Annotated in this window: 4 protein-coding genes; all 4 read left to right on the top strand. The window is 65.8% G+C overall.

The features are described 5' to 3' along the window. Window positions 1-279 precede the first annotated feature (279 nt). Genes ACFWY6_RS37705 through ACFWY6_RS37720 form a run of 4 tightly spaced genes read left to right on the top strand, consistent with a single transcriptional unit; the run spans window position 280 to window position 3,282 of the window. The gene (locus ACFWY6_RS37705) at window positions 280-990 is read left to right on the top strand and encodes a hypothetical protein (RefSeq protein WP_384700271.1); all 711 of its coding nucleotides are present in this window, start codon (window positions 280-282) and stop codon (window positions 988-990) included. Next, window positions 987-1,991, top strand: a complete 1,005-nt coding sequence (locus ACFWY6_RS37710; protein ID WP_384700273.1) for an alpha/beta fold hydrolase — start codon at window positions 987-989, stop codon at window positions 1,989-1,991. Before ACFWY6_RS37705 ends, ACFWY6_RS37710 begins: the two co-directional genes overlap by 4 nt. Then, complete coding sequence (locus tag ACFWY6_RS37715; RefSeq protein ID WP_384700274.1) at window positions 1,988-2,545, top strand: hypothetical protein; 558 nt, start codon at window positions 1,988-1,990, stop codon at window positions 2,543-2,545. The genes ACFWY6_RS37710 and ACFWY6_RS37715 overlap by 4 nt, the downstream gene beginning before the upstream one ends. Beyond that, window positions 2,542-3,282, top strand: a complete 741-nt coding sequence (locus ACFWY6_RS37720; RefSeq protein ID WP_384700276.1) for a class I SAM-dependent methyltransferase — start codon at window positions 2,542-2,544, stop codon at window positions 3,280-3,282. The genes ACFWY6_RS37715 and ACFWY6_RS37720 overlap by 4 nt, the downstream gene beginning before the upstream one ends. The last annotated feature ends 68 nt before the right edge of the window (window positions 3,283-3,350 follow it).

Genomic DNA, 3,350 nt, shown 5'->3' on the forward strand with positions numbered 1-3,350 from the left:
TTGGTGGGGTGGGGGTGTGGGGGTGGGCGGTCCGCCCCCCCCCGTCCTAAACCTCAAAAAAAATATATTTTTTTATTTCTAATTTTTTCCCGCTTCCCCCAAACAACTTCCCCCCCCCCCCCGTCCCGCTGCCCAGAAACAGGGATAGAGAGCATGCTGTCATGTCTCCGGAAAGTCGCGGAATCCGTGCGTGCCCGGCCCCTCTCCACTGCCGAGCGAATCTCCGCCACCACTCATCTCCTTTCGAGCCTTGAGTACCTGGCACGTAAAAGTGACCGAATGCCGGGCGGACTCAACGACTGGACCCAGCTAAGAGACCAGGTTCCTGCCAAGGGCAGATTCAAGCAGGCGGCCAGGGATTTCATCGCCCGTGAGACCGTCACACAGGCAATCCATGGATCACGGGCCCTGGCGGCAGCGGTGCTCATTTCCCCGGTACGGAACAACAAGGTGCGAATGGCAGCCGACGCATATCTCGCAGGCAGCCAGATCCTTGTCTACCATCGGCATTTGTTCGGCACCGACGGGTCCGACCAGGTTTCCTTCCTTGTGCAAGCGGCAGCCTCTCTCGGCAGGGCCGGGGGCACCGAGTCGAGCCGCACGGCAGCGGTGCATTTCATCGGCGCCCAGACCGTGCTGTCTTACGGGGCATCGGGGTGGGCCAAGCTCCCCGGAGATACCTGGCGTTCCGGTGAAGCGCTGACAAAGATCATGCGCACCCAGACGTACGGCGACGAATGGTTCTTCAAGAATCTTGAGAAGCATCCAAAAGCAGCCCGCGCGCTCTGTCACACCGTGCTCGCCATCGAATGTGGATTTCCGCTGCTGCTGCTCAAGAAGGGCAAGTTCATCGATGCCGGGTTGGTCGTGATGGGCGGCTTCCATCTGGCCAATGCCCGGCTGATGGGCCTGTCTCGATTCGCGTTGGCGTTCTCTTCCACCTATCCGGCCGTACGCGCGCTGGCCAAGGGGACGGGGGAAGCGGAGTGACCCCCGGAATCGGCTCACTGACGTTCCCGAAGCTGACCGGCACCGGCCTTGCCGCGTGTCTCGCCGCCGGGCTCGTGCACCAGGGCTACGCGGCCGTCGCGACCTGGCGCGGCCACAGCGGCTTCGAGCGGCACAGCACGCGCTGCGGGAGCGGCAACATCATCACGTACCACCTGCGGCGCGGCGCACCGGACGGCCCCGTGCTGGTCTGCGATGCGGGACTGATGAGCACGTCCACGGCGTGGCTGCTCGTCGCCGACCACCTGGACCCTGCGGTCACAGTCGTGCTGTACGACCGCGCCGGTTACCGCAGTTCGCTGCGGCGCTGCCCCGACGCGTACTCGCTCAGCGAGTCCGTGAACGACCTGGTGGACGTGGTCACCGTCGCGCTCGGCGGCCGGCGCACCTGCGTGCTGGCCGGGCACTCCCTCGGGGGCTACCTCGTCCACCGCGCCGCAGCGGCCGCTCCGGAGCTGGTGGAAGGGGTGGTCCTGGTGGACCCCACGCACCCGCGCGAGCTGCTGCACTCCCCAAGGCAGCGCGAGGGGGCCCGGGCGGCGGACATGACGATCAGGCTGGGGCCGTGGACGACGCTCTTCGGCGGCGGACTGCTCCTGGACAAGAGGGAGATGTTCGCCTTCGCGCGGGGAACCGCCCACCACCGGGCGCTGCGCCTCGAAGTCTCGGCCTCCGCCACCTGGCGCGCGGCGCGGCGGGAGTGGGGCCACTCCTATGCGTTCATGATCGACGGCGGCAGGCCGCTGGACCGGCTGGAGATTCCTGTTTCCGTGATAGCGGCCGAGCAGACGCTGCGGAACAGCCCCGAGCATCGCGAACTGCTCGAGGAGTACGTCTCTTCCGGCACCCGGGGCGAGGTGACCACCATTGCGGACGCGACACATTTCTCCGTCGTCAGTGGAACAGGAACCGCCGCTCTCACGGCCAAGGCCATCGAGGGAATGCTGGGCGACGGCCGGCAGGAACAGCGGGAGGCGGCATGAGAAAGGCAACGGTAGCGGCGGCGGATGTCCTGGAGCGGGCCGTTCCGGTGGTCCTCGCGGGCTGGTTCATCGCATCGGTACTGGCCCAGCACCCCGACCGCAGTTACGACAGGATCCGGAAGGCGGACAAGACGGGGTCCGGTATCGCCATCCCGAACTGGCGCTTCTTCGCTCCGAATCCGTCTGTGGAGGACCAGCACTTCCTGTACCGGCTTGCGAACGAGCACAAGACGGAGCACACGGAATGGCGGGAGGTGTACTCCATCAGTCCGCGCAAGATGATCCACACGTTCTGGTTCCCCGGCCGCCGATTCGAGAAGGCCATCTTCGATGTGACATCAACCCTGTTGCACAACCCGGGAGGGACGACGCCGCTGGGCGAGACGTCCAAGAAGGCCACCCATCGGCTCATCAACGAATTCGTCCGCCACCGCATCGCACCGGAGCCAGGATTCCCGTACTTCCAGGTGCTGTTGGTGCGTTACTCGGGCTACGACCACAGTGAAGAGCCCAAGTACGACATGGTATTCGGCTATGAGTCGGTGAACCCATGACCTCGTCGAGTGTCCAGTACGGCGACGCGGTGGCGTCCGTGTACGACTCGCTGATCTCGGCGGCCGTGGCCACCGGCCCGTCGGTGGAGCGGCTTCGGCCGTACGTCACAGGTTCTCGGGTGCTCGAGATCGGTGTGGGCACCGGTCGTATCGCGATGCCCGTGGCGGCGATCGCCGCGGAGGTGGTCGGGGTCGACAACTCCGATCCGATGCTGAGCGTTTTCCGCGCGAAGGGTGTTCCGGGGAACGTATCGCTGGTCGAGGCGGATTTCCGCAATGAACTGCCGGTGAACGGGGCCTTTGATGCGGCCTATTCCACGCTGGGCTCGCTCGCCTGTGTGCGCTCGCGCGAGGAACTCGTGGGTGCTCTGTCCCACGTACGCGATGTACTGAAGCCGGGAGGTTCGCTCTCGTTCGAGTACTACGCCAAGCAGGCCTACGAGCCGCTCCTTGCGCAGCACAGTGTGACGTTTCCCGACACGCGCGGCGGTGGTCTCGTCACCGTCACCGCCACGGTCGACGAGGGGGATCTCCTCACCCTGGGAACTCGCATCGAGGCGAACGAGGAGAACGGGGAGAACACGGTGCCGGCGGTGGAGTTCAGTGAGCGGGTTCTCCTCATCGGGCACGAAGAAGTCGAATCCTGCGTGGCCGCGGCGGGATTCGCGGTGGAGGGCGTGGATCTCGGCGGGGGCCTGAGCCCCTACGGCTGGTACACCGTCCGCAGCACTGGATAGCGGCGAGAAACGGGGCGGTGTGGGGGGGGGGGGTGTGGTGGGGGTGGGGGGGGGGGGGTGGAGGGAGT

The organism is Streptomyces sp. NPDC059037 (assembly GCF_042740015.1).
Taxonomy (GTDB): Bacteria; Actinomycetota; Actinomycetes; order Streptomycetales; family Streptomycetaceae; genus Streptomyces.